Source organism: Kocuria marina (assembly GCA_014652975.1).
GTDB classification, from domain to species: domain Bacteria; phylum Actinomycetota; class Actinomycetes; order Actinomycetales; family Micrococcaceae; genus Kocuria; species Kocuria marina.
The window spans coordinates 1-15,583 of sequence record BMZV01000007.1 but is presented as its reverse complement, the minus strand read 5'-3'; the positions used below and the strand labels follow the sequence as shown (position 1 = coordinate 15,583).

Sequence of the window (15,583 nt, the reverse complement as noted above, 5' to 3'; positions counted from 1 at the left end):
CAGAGAGAAGGACACCATGACCGATCGGTTGACCCTCGCGGTGGTGACCGCGGGACTGTCGGAGGACTCCACGACCACGCGCCTGGGCGAGGCGATCGCCCAGGCCGCGAGCACCACGGTCGAGAACGCCGGGCAGCACGTGCACATCAAGGTGATCCAGCTGCGAGATCTGGCCCACGGGCTGACCGACATGATGATCACCCATGTGGCCTCGCGCGCCGTGCAGGACGCGATCGACACCGTGCTCACCTCGGACGGCCTGATCGCCGCGTCGCCCACGTACAAGGCGTCCTACTCGGGGCTGTTCAAGCAGTTCTTCGACGTGATCGACGAGTCCGCGCTCGAGAACCTGCCCACCGTGGTCGCCGCTACGGGCGGGTCCCCGCGGCACTCGCTCGTGCTGGACACCGCCATGCGGCCGCTGCTGAGCTACCTCAAGGCCCTCGTGCTGCCCCTGGGCATCTACGCGGCGTCCGAGGACTGGGGTCACAACGACCTGCAGCGCCGGATCGATCGCGTGGGCGCCTCGCTCGGCGCCATGCTGCTCGCGGGTTCGCGGGGCAGTGCCGGTTCCACGGACGGCGCCTCCCATGGCGACGCCGCTCGGCCGGGTCTGCGCCGCGAGGTCAAGGACGAGTTCAGTGACGTCCCCGACTTCGCGAGCCTGCTGGCCTCGGTGGGATCGTGAGCGACACGGCCACCAGCGCCGTTGCTTTGTCCAAGGCTGCGCCGTCCGGGTCCGCGCACGCCGAGACCGCGCCGTCCGAGCCCGTGACGGGTTCAGACGGCGCGGACACCACCGGCGCGGCATGCATCGGTGGCGCGGAATCTCTCGATGATGCGGCGCGTGCGGGTATCTCGGACGCGTCCCGGCAGGACTGGGACGCGTGGCAGGTCTACTTCGAGACCACCGCGCTGCTCACCGCCCGGATCGAGGAGCGGCTCAAGCAGCACGGTTGCTCGCTCATGGACTACCAGTTGCTCCTGCTGCTCTACAGCGCGCCCGAGCACCGGATGCGCATGGGTGAGCTGGCGCACCGCCTGATCTTCTCGCCGTCGCGGTTGAGCTACCAGATCGGTGTGCTGGGCAAGCGCGGCTGGGTGGTACGCCGCCGCGTGGAGTGCGACGGCCGCGGCTTCGAGGCGGTGCTCACAGCCGAGGGCCTGCGCGCCTTCCGCGAACTGCGCCCCGCCCATGCGCGGGACGTCCAGGAGCTCTTCTTCCCCGCACTCCAGGACGACGACGCCGCTCGACTGGCCGACCTCATGCGCCGGGTGGGTGGGCTGCTGGGTTAGTCCCGGCCACCTCGGGATCGCCCTGGTGGCGGCCGTGATCCCGAAGTCGCCCATGAAGGATGCCGCCCCGCTGTGCAGGAGTTGATCCTGTTATGCAGTGGGGCGGCATCACGCCGTTCCGGGGTCAGGAGCCGAACGTCCTGCGCCCGGCCCGTTCGACGAAGATCCGGGGGACCACCGTGGCGGCAAAGTCCCCCGTGTTCCGGATCCGCGCGCGATGGGATGCCATGGGATCGCGGTGGACCCAGCGGTGGCTCTCGTGGCCGATCGCGGGCCAGTTGGAGGTGGCCATGGTGCTCCTTGATGGAACTGCTGATCCTGATTGTCTCAGTAGGAGTCTTATTGAGACAATCCATCGATCCGGTCTCAATAAGCGGCGCTGGCAGACTGGATTCATGACGGCTTCACCCGGAACCCTGCCCCTGCGCGGTCGAACGGCGCTGGTCACCGGGGTGTCACGACGCCGCGGCATCGGCTTCGCCGTTGCCCGCACCTTCGCGCGGCTGGGCGCGAGTGTATTCATCCACCACTACGGCCCGCACGACGAGGACCAGCCATGGGGCGCGGACGATCTGAGCGACGTCGTGAACGCATTGCGGGCCGAACTCACCGGGGGTGCGCGGCTGGGGGAGATGAGCGCGGATCTGCGGGACCCCGGACGGATCCGACCGCTCATCGATGCCGCGAGCGAGCTCACCGGGTCGCTGGACATCCTCGTGTGCAACCACGCCAGGAGCGGTGGGGACGGCTCCATCCTGGACATGACCCCCGAGGCGCTGGACGCGTTCTGGCAGACCAACACCCGCTCCACGCTGCTGCTGACCCGGGCGTTCGCGCTCCTCAAGGCCGACGCCCCGACCGCTCCGGCGCGGCCGGGAGAACGCATCCGGGGCGACCGCGAGCGGAGGTTCACCGCACCGACGGGGCGGGTTTTCTGGATGACCTCGGGACAGGGGCACGGGCCCATGCGCGGCGAGGTCGCGTACGCCACGAGCAAAGCCGCGCTCGCCGGGGTCACCGCTACCGTGGCCGCGGAGCTGCTCGAACTCGGCATCGTGCTCAACACCGTGAACCCCGGACCGGTGGACACCGGGTACCTGTCCCCCGATGCCACGGACCGTCCACTCGGTCAGATCCAGGAGTTGATCGACGGCACCCCGTTCGGCCGCTTCGGCGCGCCGAGCGATCCCGCGAACCTCATCGGCTGGCTCGCCACGGACGACGGCGCATGGATCGTCGGCCAGGTCCTCACTTCGGACGGTGGGTTCTACCTGGCGTGAGCCCGGTGGGGGCGGGGCTTCGCCCCGGATATTCATGAATCGAGTAATGGACGTCTTCGGTCCGTCGCGTGGCACGCTGCTGCTTGCCGGGGATCCACGGCGACAGGTGACAGCGCAGGAAGAGAACCATGACCAACACGACCCGGACTGCGGCGTCGTCCGCGGAGAACGCGACGAACGTGACGGACGCGCAGAACGAGAACGGCGCGGAGACCGCCGAGAACCTGGCCACGATCGATGGCGCGAACACCCAGTCCGGGCTCCCCGGCGGCGTCGTCCACGAGTTGCCCGCGGACGTCGCCGAAGCGCTCGCGCTGGACCCCGTGACCGCCGAGCTGTGGCGCGGACTCACTCCGCTCGGGCGCAACGAGTTCGTGTGCTGGGTGGAGGATGCCCAGAAGCCGGAGACCCGGCAGCGGCGGATCCGGCGCACCGAGGAGGAAATGCACGAGGGCAAGCGCCGCCCGTGCTGCTGGCCCGGGTGCAAACATCGGGAGCGCACCGGTCGCTGAGACCCGATGCACCCCCTGGCGTGAAACCACGGCCGACGTGGTACAACGGTCGGCGCGGTACTACGGCCTGCTCGGCACTACAACCGCAGCGAGCCCGCGCCACCGGAGGCCGGCCCCTTGCCGGAAGCCGGTGTGGTCGGGGCGCTCGCCGGGCACGTGGCACGGAAGCCCGCGATGAGCGCGGCGTTCATGGCCGCATCCGGGTCCGGACCCTCCTCCACGTAGGAGCGGCCCGTGTAGGCCAGGGCCATCCGTCGGGAGGCGTCCCGCGTGGTGAAGGACACCGCACGGGTGCCGAAGCCGGCGCCGTCGTGACCGATGAGCACCTCGGGGGTGCCCGCCGCGGTGCGGCAGGGACCGTTGATGAGGTAGAGGCCGTAGCCGTAGCGCGCCTGCTGAGCCGCGCCCACGGGAGTGACCATGGCGTCCACGAGGTCCTTGCGCAGCAACCGTCCGGTCATGAGGGCGCCGGTGAAGTCGGTGATGTCCTCCGCGGTCGCGTACACCCCGCCCGCGCCGGAGAAGATGGACGGGTTGACCAGGGGCAGCGGCGCCAGCCCGGCCTGGAACTTGCCGTACAGCAGGAGGTAGCGGCCTCGGACCAGCGTGGACTCCTCGAGCCGTGACTGCTGCATCTTGGCGGGCTTGAACACCCGGTCCCGCACGACGTCCTGGATGCGCGACCCCGTGGCGGCCTCGAGCATCATGGACAGCCCCACGTACCCGACGTTGGAGTAGGACCAGCCGGTCCCGGGCTCGAACTCCCACGGCAGCCTGCGGCTGAGTTCCACAAGTTCCTGCTCGGGGTGGTACGGGACCACCGCGGCCTCCAGGTCCTGCACGGTCCACGTGTACCACTCCCGGTCCGGGAGCAAGGAGTAGATCCCGTCCGGCATGCCCGAGGTGTGGTTCATCAGTTGCGCCACGGTCACGCCGCCGTGGCCCGGGTAGAGCCCCGGGGTGACCTGGTCGATGGTCGTGCGCAGAGTTCATTGCCCCGCCTCGATGCGCTGCATCACGAGCACCGCGATCATCGCCTTGGTGATCGAGGCGATCCGTGCGCGGTCCTGGGGCCGGGCGCTGTCCTTCTGCAGGTGCCGCTTGCCGGCGGCGCTCAGATAGGTCCCGCCCGGGCCCACGACCGAGGTGGTCATGCCCACGGCGCCGTCGCGCACGAGGTTGGCCAGGGCGGCGTCGATCCCGGCGGTGTTGAACGCGGTCTTCGACGGCGCTGCCGCGGCACCGGTCGTGAACGCCGGGGTGGCGAGCGCCGTGGCGGCGCGACCGAGTTTGTCCGCGAGCCAGCCGAAGACGGGGGAAAGGGCATACATCCCCGCCACGTGCAGGGAGATGGTCAGCCCCACCACGGACAGCGTGGCCCCGTGGGTCGTGAGGTGCACGGGCGTCATGGACATGAGACCCACCATCACCGCGTGGGACAGGGCCACCACGAGCACCGCGCGCCGAGCCGCGGGGACGGTGCGCAACAGGGTAAACCCGCCGGCCGGGCTGGGTGTGGAGGCCACCGATTCACCGCGGGACAGGGCGACCTTGAGCGGGTCCGGGCGCAATCCGATGAAGTACACGATGGCCCCCAGCACCTGGGCACACAGTGCGATCACGAACCCGCCGGTGAACTGGGGCAGCCCCAGCGCCCGCCCCTGCGACCGCCACGAGGGCGCCGGTGGTCAGGGAGATCCGCCGACCACGACGTTGCGCCAACCGCGCCAGGGGGATGGCCAGAATGGCGGCACCCAGGGTGTTCATGGTGGCCGCCAACCCGGACACCGCACTGCTCCCGGAGACCTCCGTGACGAGCAGGGCACCCAACGCGAGGGTCGCACCCGTTCCCAGCCCACCCAGGATCTGGCCCAGCGCCAGCACGGTCAGCACTTTGCGCTGGAACTCTGGCCCGGGGTCGGGTGTCTGCGCGGTGGAGGCCGTGGAGGTTTCGGTCATGCACGCATCATGACGGACGAACGCACCGGCGCACCATCATCACCGGCTTGCGTCCCGCTCTCAGTCGCCGCGCGGGCGGGTCAGTTCCGCCTGCCGGTGCGCCTTCACCGGCTCGGGGGTGGTGCGGTTGTCCTCGCGGGTCTGTTTCGTCTGCTCATCGCCGCCCACGACCTCGTCCACGTCATTGAGCAATGCTTCGAAGCCCTGCTGGGCCACGAGGACCTTGTCGTTCTTGGTGGCGCCCGGCCCGAGCGCCGTGTTGTCCATGCCGGCGTTGGAGTGGAAGTCGCTGTCCGTGGCACCGGGTAAGAGCGCCGTGACCGTCACGCCGGTGTCACGCAACTCTTCGCGCAATGATTCCGCGAAGGAGAAACCGAATGCCTTGGAGGGGCCGTAGACGGTCTCGTAGGGAGTGGGCGTCGTGGCGGAGGTGGAGGACACGATGAGGATGCGCCCGTGGCCGTTGGGGACCATGTGCTGCACGACGCGCTTGGCCATGTGCACCGTGCCCTTGACGTTGATGTCGATGAGCCGGAACTCGTCCTGGAGGTCGGTGTCCATGAACGCTCCGCCCAGTCCGATACCGACGTTCAGGGCCGCGGCATCCAGGGGACGACCCAGCTCGGCCACGAAGTTCCAGAAGTCCTCGACACCGTCGTAGGTGGCGGCGTTCGCCTGGAACGGGTAGGCCTGTGCGCCGAGCTCCTCGATGCTCCTGGCCGCCTCATGGACGCGGTCACTCGAACCGGACAGAGCGACGTCGTAGCCGTGCCGGGCGAACTGCTTGGCCAGTTCGAACCCGATGCCGGAGGAACCACCGGTGACCATGGCAAGGGGGCGTTGATCGGACATGAGGATTTCCTTCCACACCGGGAGCGCCGCGCGAACGGGTGAGGATCGCGAAGCCGGGGCCCATGACGGATGCCGCTGACACGTGACGGTTGGACCAGTGTGCATCACCGATGCAGTGACCACAACGCCGTGACCGCTTGCTAGGGTGACGCATATCACTCAGGGGACTTGCGGGGTGTCCGTGCCCATGTCAGGAGCCGCCATGAGCCACCCCGTGAACATCAACCCCGTGCGAGGTCTGCTCTACCAGGCGCGCTACAGCCCCGAGCACCCCGCGGTGATCTACGAGGACGAGACGGTGGACTACGCCCACTTCACCGAGAGCGTGCGGCGTCTCGCGGGCGCGTTCGCGCGTTCCGGGGTGGGCGCCGGGGACCGGGTCGCCTCACTGGGGTTGAACTCCGAGGTCTTCCTGCGCACCATGTTCGCCGCGTGGTGGCTCGGCGTGGTTTTCGAGCCCCTGAACTTCCGACTCGCCCCGCGCGAGGTCGCGGGCCTGCACACTCGATCGACCCCCGCGGTGACCATCGTGGAGCCCGGTCACGTCCCCGTCCTGGAGGCGGCGCTGCCGCTCGCGGAGGGTTACGAGGGCGGCAGCGTCGTCATGGACACGGACCCCGCCGTGCCCTGGATCCCGGACGGTTCGCGGGGCGGGGAGGCTTCGGGGGGCGACGGCGCTGCTGTTCCACATCGGTGCATTGAACTCGTTCACCGTGCGCGCGCTTGTGCGGGGCAACACGACCCTGGTGCGCAGGACATTCGTGCCCTCGCAAGTGCTCGCGGACATCGAGCACTACGGGGTGGACACCACGTTCCTGGTCCCCGCCAGCTGGGCCGTTCGCTGCCCGGTGTCCAGGCGGTCCCCTAGGCTGGGGGCATGCAGCACCACGGTGACATCTCGTTCCGCACCCGCAAATGGGTCAAGCCGGAAGACCTCAACGCCAACGGCACCCTGTTCGGGGGATCGCTGCTGCGCTGGATCGACGAGGAAGCGGCGATCTACGCGATCGTGCAATTGGGTAATCAGCGGGCGGTCACCAAGTACATGTCCGAGATCGAGTTCGTCTCCTCCGCGGTGCAGGGGGACATCATCGAGATGGGCCTCACTGCCACTACGTTCGGACGCACCTCGTTGACCATGCGGGCGCAGGTGCGCAACATGATCACCCGCGAGTTGATCCTGAGCATCGACAAGATCGTGTTCGTGAACCTCGGGGAGGACGGCAAGCCCGCCCCGCACGGGTACACGCAGATCACGTACGACCGCGACAGGATTCCCAGCATGTCGCTCCCCGCCCACAACAGCCCCAGGAGGTCGCAGTCGTGAAGCAGCTCACCGCCCAGAGGATCACCCCGTCGTGGATGTACCACGGTGAGGGGCCGTGCTGGAGCAAGGAATGGAACGGGCTGGCCTGGGTGGACATGCTCGCCGGGGACGTCATGACGTTCACCCCGGCCGACCAGCCGCGCCGCCAGCACGTGGACGCCGTGGCCGCGTGTGTGCGTCCGCGCCGTTCGGGTGGGCAGATCATTGCGGTGGAACGGGGAGTGGTCCTGACCGATCCCACGGGCGCAGTGGAGCGGGAGATCCCCATGTGGGGGGACCCCGAGATCCGCATGAACGAGGGCGGTGTGGCCCCCGACGGCTCCTTCTACGTGGGGTCCATGGCGTACGAGCAGACCGAGGGCGCGGCCACGCTGTACCGGGTCGCGCCGGATCTGTCGTGGCAGCCCGTCCTCGAGAACGTGAGCATCTCCAACGGGATCGCGTGGTCCCCGGACGGCAACCTCGCGTACTACAACGACACCCCCACCCACGAGGTCTCGGTCTTCGACTGGAGCCCCGAGGCCGGCCTGCAGAACCGCCGCACGTTCGTCGCGCCCGTCCTGGACGACCACGCCGCCGCGGCCGCCACGGACCCGGAGGAGAGTTACGAACCGGGCCGCGTCTCGGTGAGCCCGGACGGGTTGACCGTGGACTCCGAGGGCGCGGTGTGGGTTGCCCTCAACGGCGCGGGGCAGGTCCACCGCTACCTCCCGGACGGGACCCTGGACAGCGTCGTCACCGTGGGCGCCAAGCAGACCACCGCGTGCACGCTGGGTGGTGAGGATCTGCGGACGCTCTACATCACGACGTCGCGCGAGGACCTCCCGGACGACGTCCAGCCCACCGCCGGTTCCCTCTACGCGGTGCGCGTGTCCGTCCCGGGCCAGGTCACGCAGCCCTTCGGGGGCTGAGCGCGTCGGCGGGCCGGCTCCCGGACCGGCGCGGCCCGCGGACGTGGTCGCCGCACCGCGGCGGCCTCGCCGCACGGTTACCATCACCGCAGGAGGCCAGATGAGTACCGCACCTGGGGTGAGCGGCGACGCCGTCACCACAGCCATCCGCCTGTTGGCCGCGCAGGGTTACGACGCCACCACCGTGGACCAGCTCGCGCACGCCACGGGGGTCAGTCGCGCCACGTTCTTCCGCAAGTACGGGTCCAAGGAGGACATCGTGTTCGCGGATCACGCGTCCAACCTGGAGCGGCTGGAGCAGTTGCTCAACCGCCCGCACCTCACCGCCCAGGCGGGGGTGAGTGAGGGCGTGCAGCTCGTGTTCCGGTACAACCTGGACCACGCGGACCGTGCGCTCGCACGACACCGACTGCTGCAGCGGGTCGAGGCGTTGCGGGACCGGGAGCTCGCCACGTCCCACCGGTACGAGCGGGTGTTCCGGGAGTTCCTGCGCCGCGTCCTGCCAGACGGCCCCGACCGGCGGGTCACGGCGATCTCGTTGGCCTCCGCCATCGTCGCCGTGCACAACGCCTACCTGCGCACGTGGTTGCACGATCCCCAGGCCGCGGACGGCGAGCGGCTGGCCGCGGGACTCAATCGGCGCATCGCGTGGTTGTGCACCCTTTTCGGGCTCTCGTTCGTTCCCGGGCGCCCGGTTCAGCAACTTCGCTCCGCGGACGACGGTGCGGGCCCGGCGCCCGTGGTCGTCATCGTCCCCGAGGGGGTCGACGCGCGGGACGTCGCCGAGCGGACGGCGCGCTCGGTGTACGAGGCCCTGGCCCCGGGCGGCACGCAGCTCGCGCGGGATGCCCGGCCCGGTGGGGAGCAGGACGCCTCCGAGGGCGGCGGGTTCGCCGGGGCGCGACCTTCCGGCGAGGTGCGTGTCCCCGCGGCGGATCAGTCCGCGCGTCGCTCAGACACGAGCACCGCGTAGACGAGTTCGTCGCGCCACTCGCCCAACTGGTAGTGGCTTTCCCGCAGGGTCGCCTCCTGGCGCATGCCCACGCGCTCGCAGACCTTCGCGGACGCCACGTTGAGACTGTCCAGGCGCGCGAAGACGCGGTGCGCGCCGAGGTGCTCGAACGCGGCGTCGACGGCGGTGCGCGCGGCCTCCGCGGCGTACCCCTTGCCCGTGTGGTCCGGGTGCAACGCCCAGCCGATCTCCACCTGCGCGGCCTCCGCGTCCACGAGGGTCAGCACGATCTCGCCCACGAGCTCGTCGGAGTCGTGAGGGGAGATCGCGACCCGCAGGCTGTCACCGTCGGAGGACCAGGACCCGGGTTCGCGATTGGCCTCGACCGTCCTGATCACGTGGTCCATGTCGCGGGGTTCCCGCCATGCATGCATGGCGTAGTCCTCGCGGGACTGGTAGGAGTGCATGGGTTCGATGTCCGCATCGGTGGGCCAGCGGAAGCGCAAGCGGTCCGAGTACAGCGGCAGCTGGAGAGTCATCGGGGTCAGCCTATCCAGGACGTACCGGGCATCCGGGGGCCGGGTGACACTGAATGTCTTGACGTGAGACGCAGTCTCACGTCAGACTGTTCTCGCGATACTGTGGGCCACACCACCTTTCGCCCAGACACAGGAGCCAAGCGTGAGCGAACAGACCTTCCCGTCCACCGTGACCATCGACGTGACCCGTCCCGTCCTGCCCGGGCGGGAACGACCGATCGCCCTGGTGTCCCTGGGGTCCACGGAGCCCAACGGGCTCGTGATCTGGGGTTCGGAGGCCATGCGCGAGTTGCGCCGGGAGCTCTCGGCCATTGACACCTCGCAGGTCGAGGCCGTGGTGGTCACGGGCAACGAGAAGTCGTTCGGTGCAGGCGCCAATCTCAAGGAGATCCGCGCCGCACAGTTCGACGGGGGTTCGGAGGACTACGTCGGCTCCGGGCACGAGGCCTTCGGCGTCCTGGCGGAGATGCCCGTTCCCACGTTCTCGCTCATCACGGGGGTGGCCCTCGGCGGCGGTCTGGAAATCGCGCTGCACACCGACTACCGCTTGGCCACGTCCGGCAAGGCACCCATGGGTCTGCCCGAGTGCCGGCTGGGCTTCTTTCCGGGCTGGGGTGGCGTCTACCTGCTGCCGCACCTGGTAGGCGCTGAGGCGGCACTGAACATCATCGTCACGGACTCCATGCGCGGGCGGAACCTCAAGCCCGCCAAGGCCGCGGAGATCGGTCTCGTGGACGCCGTCCTGGATGCCGCCCCCGGCACGGACGAGTGGGAGACGGCGTGGCAGCGCTGGGTCGTGGAGGCCCTCGAGGGCAAGCACGAACCGCGCCGCGCCGACGACGACGAACAGACCTGGCAGGCCGCCGTGGACAAGGCCGCCGCCAAGGCCCACGCCGCGTGGCACGGTGCCGCTCCCGGCCCGGTGGCCGCGATCGACCTCGTGGGCCGTGCGCGCACGGACACCCGCCAGGCCAACGGTGCCGCCGCGGTCCAGCTCTTCAGTTCGATCGTGCAGTCCGACGCCGCCCGCGCGTCCCTGTACGCGTTCGAACTCGTGAGCGCCCGCAGCAAACAGGCCGCGAACGTCCCGGACGCTGCCGTGCGCCCGATCAAGAAGGCGGCGGTGATCGGCGCGGGACTCATGGCGGGTCAGCTCGCGTCCCTCCTCGCCCAGGGCGCCCGGGTCCCCGTGGTGATGACCGACCTCGACGACGAGCGCCTCGCCACAGGCGTGCAGCGCACCCGCGACCGCTTCACGGCCCAGGCCGAGAAGGGTCGCATGAGCGCGGAGCAGGCGGAGCAGCTCGGTTCCCTGATCTCGGGGGCCGAGAGCCCGCAGGACCTCGCGGACGCGGACTTCGTGATCGAGGCCGTCTTCGAGGAGCTCGAGGTGAAGCGGCAGGTCTTCGCGCAGTGGGAGCCCGTGATCCGCGAGGACGCGATCCTCGCGACTAACACCTCGTCCCTGTCCGTCACGGCCATGGGCCGGGACCTCAAGCACCCCGAGCGGCTCGTGGGCTTCCACGTGTTCAACCCGGTGGAGGTCACCCCGCTGCTCGAGATCATCTCCGCGCAGCAGACGGACGACTCCACCCTGGCCACCGCGTTCGACCTCGCCGCCAAGCTGCGGCGCATCGCGGTGCGCGTGGAGGACGCCCCGAGCTTCGTGGTCAACCGCGTGCTGACCCGCATGTTCGACGAGATTGGCCGCGCCATGGACGCCGGTGGCGATCCGGAGACCGTGGACCACGCCCTCGCCCCCATGGGGCTGCCCATGACACCGCTGCAGCTGCTCGACTTCGTGGGCCCGGCCGTGCTCGTGCACATCACGCACACCATGAACGACGCCTACCCGGACCGGTTCACCCTCTCTCCGTGGCTCGACGCCGTCGCGGACGCCGGTCTGACCCACACGCTGCCCGCGCGCGGCGAGACCTCGCAGACCTACCTCTCGCCCGAGGCTCACGACGCACTCGAGCGCACGCGGCAGAAGAGCGGCGTTGCGGCGTCGTCGGACGACGGCGCCGGGGGAGAGCTGCTCACGCGCGTCCAGGACGCGCTCGCGGACGAGATCGGGCACATGCTCGACGAGGGCGTGGTCGCCTCCGCACGGGACGTGGACCTGTGCATGATCCTGGGCGCCAACTACCCGTTCCACCTGGGCGGCATCACACCCTACCTGGACCGCACCGGCGCCGCCGAGCGCGTCCGCGGCCGGCGTTTCGACGCCGCCCAGCAGTAACCCCTGATCGCGAAGGACCAGTCATGACCACTGAGAACACGGCACCCACCTCGGAGAACTTCCCCGCGGGCACGCTGGAACCGGAATACACGCTCACCGAGGCCCTGGGAACGGACGAGGCGGGGGTCTTCACGGACGTCTCGGACGAGGACCGCGCCCACTGGATGCGCGCCCGGTCCTTCGTGCAGGAAGACGTCCTGCCCGTGATCGCCCGGTACTGGGACGAGAGCGAGTACAACCTGGATCTCGTGACCCGGATGGGCGAGCTGGACCTGCTGCGTGACGGCGTGGCGGTCCCGGGCATGGACAACATGTCCAAGCTCGCCGCGGGTCTCGTGACCATGGAACTGGCCCGCGGGGACGGATCGGTGTCCACCGTGGCCGGTGTGCAGGGTGGCCTGGCCATGCGCTCGATCGCCATGTGCGGCAGCGACGAGCAGAAGGACCGGTGGCTCCCGGACATGGCCGCGGGCAAGCTGCTCGGTTCCTTCGCGCTCACCGAGCCGGCCCACGGTTCGGACTCGATCGGCCTGGAGACCCGAGCGACCCCCGTGGATGGCGGCCACGTCCTCAACGGTGAGAAGAAGTGGATCGGCAACGGGTCCATGGGCGGGATCACCGTGGTGTGGGCCCGCAGCGACGAGGACGGCGCGGTCCACGGTTTCGTGGTGCCCCAGGACTCCGAGGGCTACACGGGTACCACCATGCGCGGGAAGCTCTCCCTGCGGGCCATCCACCAGGCCCAGATCCGTATGGAGAACGTGTTCGTCCCCACCGAGAACGTCCTGCCGAACGCCCGCTCCTTCCGGGACACGGCCTCGGTCCTCTTCGCGACCCGCATCGGCGTGGGGTGGGCCGCGGTGGGTCACGCGCAGGCGTGTTACGAGACCGCGGTCCAGTACGCGGCGCAGCGCGTGCAGTTCGGCCGTCCGCTCGCGGCGTCGCAGATCGTGCAGGAGCGCCTGGCCCGCATGCTGAGCGAGCTCACCTCCATCCAGACGCTCGTAATGGCGATGACCCGCAAGGAGGAGGCCGGGACCCTGACCGGGCACCAGGCCTCGCTGGCCAAGTACACGGCCACCCGCACGGCACGCCAGGTCGCGGCCAACGCTCGCGATCTGCTCGGCGGAAATGGCATCCTGTTGGAGAACCGTGTTGCACGTCACTTCGCGGACGTGGAAGCCGTGCACACCTACGAGGGGACCGAGACGGTGCAGGCCCTGATCATCGGCAAGTCGATCACGGGCTTCTCCGCCTACAACTGATCCGCTCGTGCCCACACGGCCCGGTTCGCGCCCGTCCGGCGCGTGACGGGCCATGACCGTTCAGGAGCACCATGTTCGCGAACACCGAGCCGCTGACCCCGTTGCGCTTCCTCGAGCGCAGCGCCGAGGTCTTCCCCGACCGCCCGGCGATCGTGCACGGCTCGCGGGTGTGGAGCTACGAGCAGTTCGAACGGGACGTGCGCCGGTTCGCCACGGCGCTGTTGCCGCTGCTGTCCGGTTCCGACGGCTCGGCGGGCGCTGCTTCCCGGGGGTCCGCTGGATCGGACGACGCCGCTGGGTCGCCCGAGTCCGCGGGGTCGCGTGAGTCCGCCGGGTCACCGGTCACGGGCGGTTTGCCCGGAACTGCCGAGTCGGGCGACACTGCCGGGTCCGAGCGATCCGCGGGGGCCTCGGGTGAGGGGAACGAATCGTTCCAGGGCGCGGAGTTGCTGGAGTGCTCGTGGCCCACGGTCGCGGTGATCGCGCCCAATCTTCCCGCGACACTCATGGCGCACTACGCCGTGCCGGCGGCCGGGGCGGTGTTGGTGCCGCTCAACCCGCGACTGAGCGCGCGGGAACTGAGCTACATCCTCGAGCACTGCGAAGCCCGCGTGGTGCTCGCGGACACCTCGGTGCTCGAGACCGTCGCACAGGCCCTCGGTGACGGGTCAGACGTGACGCTCGTGCAGATCGACGACCCGCAGGCGGGCGTGCACCCCGTTCGCGACGGCGCGGGGTCGGGAGTGCCCACGTTCGAGGAGTTCATCGACGTCGAGCCCGCCCAGCCGGCAGGACCGGGTGCGTCGGGCGGCGTCGGCTACGGCGTCGCGGACGAGAACGCGCCCATCACCCTGAACTACACCTCCGGCACCACGGGGCGCCCCAAGGGGGTGCTGTACGGCCACCGCGGGGCGTACCTGAACAGCCTCGGGGAGGTGTTCCACAATGGGTTCACCGGCGCCACGCGGTACCTGTGGACCCTGCCCATGTTCCACTGCAACGGGTGGTGCACCACGTGGGCCGTGACCGCCGCGGGCGGCACGCACGTGTGCTTGCGGGCCGTGCGCGCGGACGAGATCTGGCGCGCGTTCGACGAGCAGGGCATCACCCACCTGTGCGGCGCGCCGGCCGTGTGCTCGATCATCGTGGACGGTCCGGAGGCCCACCCACTCGAACACACCATCAGGATCACGACCGCCGGGGCCCCGCCCGCGCCGAGCATCATCGAGCGGCTGGAGAGCGCGGGCTTCGACATCGTCCACGTGTACGGGCTCACCGAGGTCTTCGGCCCCATCACCATTTGCGAACCCCAGGAACAGTGGCGTGAGCTCTCGCCCCGGGAGCGGGCGCAGCAGATGTCCCGGCAGGGGGTGGCCATGATCCAGGCGGAATCCGCCCGCGTGGTGGACGACTCCCTCGAGGACGTGCCGGCGGACGGTACAACCGTGGGGGAAGTGGTGCTGCGGGGCAACAACGTGATGATCGGCTACTACAAGGACGTACCCGCCACGCGGAAGGCATTCGAGGGCGGGTGGTTCCACACGGGTGACCTGGGGGTCATGCACCCCAACAACTACATCCAGCTGCGGGACCGCGCCAAGGACATCATCATCTCCGGCGGGGAGAACATCTCGTCCATTGAGGTGGAGCAGGCCCTCTACTCCCATCCGGACGTCGCGGACGTCGCCGTCGTGGGGGTAGCTCACGAGAAGTGGGGCGAACGCCCGGTCGCGCACGTGGTGCGGGTGAACGGGTCCACGGTCACGGAGGACGACCTGCGCGACCACGTCCGGAACCAGCTCAGCGGGTTCAAGGTGCCGGATTCGGTCGTGTTCAGTGACGAGCTGCCGCGCACGGCCACGGGCAAGGTGCGCAAGAACCTGCTGCGGGACTGAGGCAGCCACCCGGGTAACGCCACTGCGCGACCGCGGCCACGTGATTGTGCGGCCGTTGTCTGCGGGCGCCGCGTCGATGCCCGGCTCGGGGCGGGGCGACCACCCCGCGTCCGAACGCGGCCCGGAGGTGGCGGGCCCTCCCCAGGGCCGTTTTGCGCAGTCCCGCGGGCGTGTGTAATGTATTCCAAGTCGCCGCAAGGACGAACAGCGAACCGCTGGTCCGGCAGGCCGACGAGCTACCTCCCCCAACTTCCGAACGGCAACAGCGTGCGAACGCCGAGTTGCGAAGAAGACGGGGAACGGATAAGCTAGTCGAGTTGCCGCAAGGACAGCGAGAAGCGTTCCGAATCAACGGCAGCCAAAACTTCCAACTCATGGCTCTGGATAAGAGCTTAGGTGTGGTTTGTTGTTTGTCAACTCAATAGTGTGTCTAGTTTGTTGATACCAAAGTTTTTTTGTTTTTGGTTGATGGCCTGACAGTCCCCTGGGTGTTTTCCCGTTTCCTGGGGGTGTTGGGTGTCAGCTGGGATCCTGCCCTGGTTCTGCTGCGCTG

15 protein-coding genes and 1 pseudogene are annotated in these 15,583 nt (G+C 69.4%); 11 read left to right on the top strand and 5 right to left on the bottom strand.

Annotated elements, in window-relative coordinates; all coding sequences use genetic code 11:
* The first annotated feature begins 16 nt into the window (after positions 1–16).
* Both IE157_RS11995 and IE157_RS11990 read left to right on the top strand, forming a co-directional pair.
* A complete protein-coding gene (locus IE157_RS11995; protein WP_064846393.1) occupies positions 17–688 on the top strand; it encodes a CE1759 family FMN reductase in 672 nt (223 codons plus the stop codon).
* Complete coding sequence (locus IE157_RS11990) at positions 685–1,296, top strand: MarR family winged helix-turn-helix transcriptional regulator (protein ID WP_305143015.1); 612 nt, start codon at positions 685–687, stop codon at positions 1,294–1,296. Before IE157_RS11995 ends, IE157_RS11990 begins: the two co-directional genes overlap by 4 nt.
* A 124-nt stretch (positions 1,297–1,420) precedes the next feature.
* Here IE157_RS11990 and IE157_RS11985 read toward each other — a convergent pair whose 3' ends face one another.
* Complete coding sequence (locus IE157_RS11985) at positions 1,421–1,588, bottom strand: hypothetical protein (RefSeq protein ID WP_179861296.1); 168 nt, start codon at positions 1,586–1,588, stop codon at positions 1,421–1,423.
* A 103-nt stretch (positions 1,589–1,691) separates the two neighbouring features.
* Here IE157_RS11985 and IE157_RS11980 point away from each other — a divergent pair, with 103 nt between their 5' ends.
* Together IE157_RS11980 and IE157_RS11975 are read left to right on the top strand one after the other, a co-directional pair.
* Complete coding sequence (locus IE157_RS11980) at positions 1,692–2,576, top strand: SDR family oxidoreductase (protein WP_131333671.1); 885 nt, start codon at positions 1,692–1,694, stop codon at positions 2,574–2,576.
* A 128-nt stretch (positions 2,577–2,704) separates the two neighbouring features.
* The gene (locus IE157_RS11975; protein ID WP_231885553.1) at positions 2,705–3,088 is read left to right on the top strand and encodes a YdeI/OmpD-associated family protein; all 384 of its coding nucleotides are present in this window, start codon (positions 2,705–2,707) and stop codon (positions 3,086–3,088) included.
* 77 nt (positions 3,089–3,165) lie between these two features.
* On the opposite strand, the pseudogene IE157_RS13140 reads toward IE157_RS11975, so the two are convergent.
* The 3 genes and pseudogenes from IE157_RS13140 to IE157_RS11955 form a co-directional block, all read right to left on the bottom strand.
* Positions 3,166–4,674: pseudogene (locus tag IE157_RS13140) on the bottom strand (serine hydrolase).
* Entirely contained in the window at positions 4,619–5,047 is a 429-nt protein-coding gene (locus IE157_RS11960) for a hypothetical protein (RefSeq protein ID WP_179861298.1), read from the bottom strand. Before IE157_RS11960 ends, IE157_RS13140 begins: the two are co-directional and overlap by 56 nt.
* 60 nt (positions 5,048–5,107) lie before the next feature.
* A complete protein-coding gene (locus IE157_RS11955; RefSeq protein ID WP_193520081.1) occupies positions 5,108–5,899 on the bottom strand; it encodes an SDR family NAD(P)-dependent oxidoreductase in 792 nt (263 codons plus the stop codon).
* Positions 5,900–6,101: 202 nt separating this feature from the next.
* On the opposite strand from IE157_RS11955, the gene IE157_RS11950 reads away from it, so the two are divergent.
* The 4 genes from IE157_RS11950 to IE157_RS11935 all read left to right on the top strand — a co-directional run bounded on the left by IE157_RS11950 (position 6,102) and on the right by IE157_RS11935 (position 9,110).
* Positions 6,102–6,767: an AMP-binding protein gene (locus IE157_RS11950; RefSeq protein WP_064846389.1), complete on the top strand. Its 666-nt coding sequence runs from the start codon at positions 6,102–6,104 to the stop codon at positions 6,765–6,767.
* Positions 6,768–6,776: 9 nt separating this feature from the next.
* Positions 6,777–7,226 carry an acyl-CoA thioesterase gene (locus IE157_RS11945; protein ID WP_082943306.1) on the top strand — a complete coding sequence of 150 codons (450 nt, stop codon included), beginning with the start codon at positions 6,777–6,779 and terminating at the stop codon, positions 7,224–7,226.
* Positions 7,223–8,137: an SMP-30/gluconolactonase/LRE family protein gene (locus IE157_RS11940; protein WP_193520080.1), complete on the top strand. Its 915-nt coding sequence runs from the start codon at positions 7,223–7,225 to the stop codon at positions 8,135–8,137. The genes IE157_RS11945 and IE157_RS11940 overlap by 4 nt, the downstream gene beginning before the upstream one ends.
* Positions 8,138–8,237: 100 nt before the next feature.
* On the top strand, positions 8,238–9,110 hold the full coding sequence (locus IE157_RS11935; protein ID WP_193520079.1) for a TetR/AcrR family transcriptional regulator: 873 nt from the start codon (positions 8,238–8,240) through the stop codon (positions 9,108–9,110).
* On the opposite strand, the gene IE157_RS11930 is transcribed toward IE157_RS11935, so the two are convergent.
* Positions 9,074–9,628 (bottom strand): GNAT family N-acetyltransferase, encoded by a 555-nt coding sequence (locus IE157_RS11930; protein WP_193520078.1) that lies wholly within the window; start codon positions 9,626–9,628, stop codon positions 9,074–9,076. The two genes, IE157_RS11935 and IE157_RS11930, sit on opposite strands and share 37 nt — an antisense overlap.
* A gap of 142 nt (positions 9,629–9,770) precedes the next feature.
* Here IE157_RS11930 and IE157_RS11925 point away from each other — a divergent pair, with 142 nt between their 5' ends.
* From IE157_RS11925 to IE157_RS11915, 3 genes are all read left to right on the top strand, one after another.
* Positions 9,771–11,870, top strand: coding sequence for a 3-hydroxyacyl-CoA dehydrogenase NAD-binding domain-containing protein (locus IE157_RS11925; protein WP_193520077.1), 2,100 nt, complete (start codon positions 9,771–9,773; stop codon positions 11,868–11,870).
* 23 nt (positions 11,871–11,893) lie between these two features.
* The gene (locus IE157_RS11920; RefSeq protein WP_098055340.1) at positions 11,894–13,135 is read left to right on the top strand and encodes an acyl-CoA dehydrogenase family protein; all 1,242 of its coding nucleotides are present in this window, start codon (positions 11,894–11,896) and stop codon (positions 13,133–13,135) included.
* Between the two features lie 71 nt (positions 13,136–13,206).
* Positions 13,207–15,030 (top strand): AMP-binding protein, encoded by a 1,824-nt coding sequence (locus IE157_RS11915; RefSeq protein ID WP_098055343.1) that lies wholly within the window; start codon positions 13,207–13,209, stop codon positions 15,028–15,030.
* Positions 15,031–15,583: the final 553 nt, after the last annotated feature.

Bases quoted from the DNA above. Each gene is read 5' to 3' on its own strand.
- IE157_RS11930 (WP_193520078.1), bottom strand. From the start codon at position 9,628: ATGACTCTCCAGCTGCCGCTGTACTCGGACCGCTTGCGCTTCCGCTGG.
- IE157_RS11975 (WP_231885553.1), top strand. From the start codon at position 2,705: ATGACCAACACGACCCGGACTGCGGCGTCGTCCGCGGAGAACGCGACG.
- IE157_RS11915 (WP_098055343.1), top strand. From the start codon at position 13,207: ATGTTCGCGAACACCGAGCCGCTGACCCCGTTGCGCTTCCTCGAGCGC.
- IE157_RS11935 (WP_193520079.1), top strand. From the start codon at position 8,238: ATGAGTACCGCACCTGGGGTGAGCGGCGACGCCGTCACCACAGCCATC.
- IE157_RS11955 (WP_193520081.1), bottom strand. From the start codon at position 5,899: ATGTCCGATCAACGCCCCCTTGCCATGGTCACCGGTGGTTCCTCCGGC.
- IE157_RS11980 (WP_131333671.1), top strand. From the start codon at position 1,692: ATGACGGCTTCACCCGGAACCCTGCCCCTGCGCGGTCGAACGGCGCTG.
- IE157_RS11960 (WP_179861298.1), bottom strand. From the start codon at position 5,047: ATGACCGAAACCTCCACGGCCTCCACCGCGCAGACACCCGACCCCGGG.
- IE157_RS11920 (WP_098055340.1), top strand. From the start codon at position 11,894: ATGACCACTGAGAACACGGCACCCACCTCGGAGAACTTCCCCGCGGGC.
- IE157_RS11995 (WP_064846393.1), top strand. From the start codon at position 17: ATGACCGATCGGTTGACCCTCGCGGTGGTGACCGCGGGACTGTCGGAG.
- IE157_RS11950 (WP_064846389.1), top strand. From the start codon at position 6,102: ATGAGCCACCCCGTGAACATCAACCCCGTGCGAGGTCTGCTCTACCAG.
- IE157_RS11945 (WP_082943306.1), top strand. From the start codon at position 6,777: ATGCAGCACCACGGTGACATCTCGTTCCGCACCCGCAAATGGGTCAAG.
- IE157_RS11985 (WP_179861296.1), bottom strand. From the start codon at position 1,588: ATGGCCACCTCCAACTGGCCCGCGATCGGCCACGAGAGCCACCGCTGG.